This window comes from Bacillus sp. JJ1474, from assembly GCF_036965225.1.
In the GTDB taxonomy this organism is placed as follows: Bacteria; Bacillota; Bacilli; order Bacillales; family Cytobacillaceae; genus Cytobacillus.
Genome location: NZ_JBALPC010000039.1, coordinates 1 through 1,875, shown reverse-complemented (window position 1 = coordinate 1,875; position 1,875 = coordinate 1). Strand labels below are relative to the sequence as shown.

3 protein-coding genes are annotated in these 1,875 nt (G+C 35.6%); 2 read left to right on the top strand and 1 reads right to left on the bottom strand.

Annotated features, from left to right (window positions below):
- Nucleotides 1-99: 99 nt before the first annotated feature.
- Nucleotides 100-339, bottom strand: coding sequence for a DNA alkylation repair protein (locus tag V7164_RS06155; protein WP_335345517.1), 240 nt, complete (start codon nt 337-339; stop codon nt 100-102).
- Nucleotides 340-450: 111 nt separating this feature from the next.
- On the opposite strand from V7164_RS06155, the gene V7164_RS06150 reads away from it, so the two are divergent.
- Nucleotides 451-729, top strand: coding sequence for a hypothetical protein (locus V7164_RS06150; protein WP_335345516.1), 279 nt, complete (start codon nt 451-453; stop codon nt 727-729).
- 64 nt (nt 730-793) lie between these two features.
- On the top strand, nt 794-1,777 hold the full coding sequence (locus tag V7164_RS06145) for a YncE family protein (RefSeq protein ID WP_335345515.1): 984 nt from the start codon (nt 794-796) through the stop codon (nt 1,775-1,777).
- Nucleotides 1,778-1,875: the final 98 nt, after the last annotated feature.

Here is a 1,875-nt window from a genome sequence, read left to right as displayed (position 1 = left end):
TTGTGCTTGTCGGGGGTGGGCACAAAGGAAAGCTTCTGCGAATATTCTTCGCAGGAACATTTGCCCTTTGATGTTCCGAAGGCGCTTCTACTTTTCTAATTATCTTTCCCCAAATTTAATAAACGTTCTTTCATCTTCTACTAATCCGCAGGAACCGCATTGTATTTTAATTTCTGGTCCTTTGTATGCCATATGAAAAGGGCTTAAATTTTCGTTTGTAAATTCTTCAACAATTTCTCCTGTGTGCGGGTCGAGTTTAACGGATTGCGGAACCTGTCTAATAATATTAAAACGGCTCCGATTTGTTTTACAATTTGGACAGCAATATGGTGTACTCAACTTAATTGATCTCCCTTCAACATTATTTTAACTATTTTTTGCATATCCGATTTTTTTTATGTAAAAATAGAATGATAAAGACCTATTAAAAAAATTAGATGGTGATGTAACATGTATTATCAAAATTTATTAGATGAATATCGAAAGTTATGGAAAAATCGTTCCCTTTTAGCTGACGAGTCTGCGGAATTAATATTAAAAGAAGCTATTGTCAGGGAGCTGAAGGATGAAAACGCTCATCCTAGAGTTCGAAAATCATTAATGGAAAAGTATTATATGGCAACAAAAAGAATTATCGAATCAGAGTTATCTGACCAAAGTAAAATCGCTTTAATTCAATTGCATCTAGAGCTGACGGAGTTCACAAAAAGCGTCCAATCATCAAAATGAACTTCACAAATTAAACACATATAGGCCATATAATATGGAAAAAAGGTTAAAAGAGGAGAAGCCTGTGCCTATATTATTCCGATTTTTGATTATATTTGTGACAGCAATATTATTATCTTCATGCACGAATCAAAAATTTCAGCCTATTGAAGAAGATCTTTCTATTGCTGCAACTGTCAATATTAAGGATATGTCTGTTTCTTTCGTTAATATAGAGAATATGAAAAAGCTTTCCGATTGGAAGCTAAAAAAGCCCTATACAGGTGCCGTTATTTTTCCAGATGGAGATACAATTATACTATTTGGAAAACAGGTTGAGACAGTTGATTTATTTTCTTTAAAAGCCGGAAAAAAGATTGGTAGCTGGAAAACGGGCAAAGGAATTGTCAATGGGAAGCTGCTTCAAACAAATTCCTATATTGCGTTAGTGGATCAAAATCTTGCTAAAATCAGATTATTTGATATGAATGGTGAAGAGAAAGCACAAATTAGGACGGAAAATAATCCATTAACCATCCTTGAATCGGAAAAGGATAAAAAACTATATGTATTAAGTTTCAGTAAAGAAAAACTAACAGTGGTTGACTTGAATAACACAAAAAATGTTTCGAGCTATCATATTCACCCAGCAGCTGCAGGGGCATGGCTAAATGATAATCGGAATGAGCTTTGGATTGGAGGACATGGTGCGGGTGCCGTGGTTGAAAAGGATATTCATGTGTACAATTCAGAAACGGCCGAGTTAATTTACAAAATCCCGGCCCCAACTATGCCTGTGAATTTTTTGGAATTTAATCATCATGTATTTGCACTTAGCCACGGGACAAGCATGCTTTACAAGTTAAATATGGAAGGAAAAGTAGTCAATTCTAAAGTAATTGGTGCAAATCCTTTTGAAATGGCTTTACTTGATCAGTATTTAATGATAGCTGGTTATGACAGCAATGATATTCATATTGTAAACCCGGAAAATCTAGACATAATCAAAACAATCCCCGTGGGGAAGGGACCTTTTCAAATTGTGATAAGAAAAGCGGAAGCGCCTTGAACTGGGGCTTCGAGTGAGAAAATCATGTTCGAAAGTCGTTAAGAGGGAATGATAACGTCCATCGCCACGGAAACTCATTGTTGAAGGTAGTTAAGAGG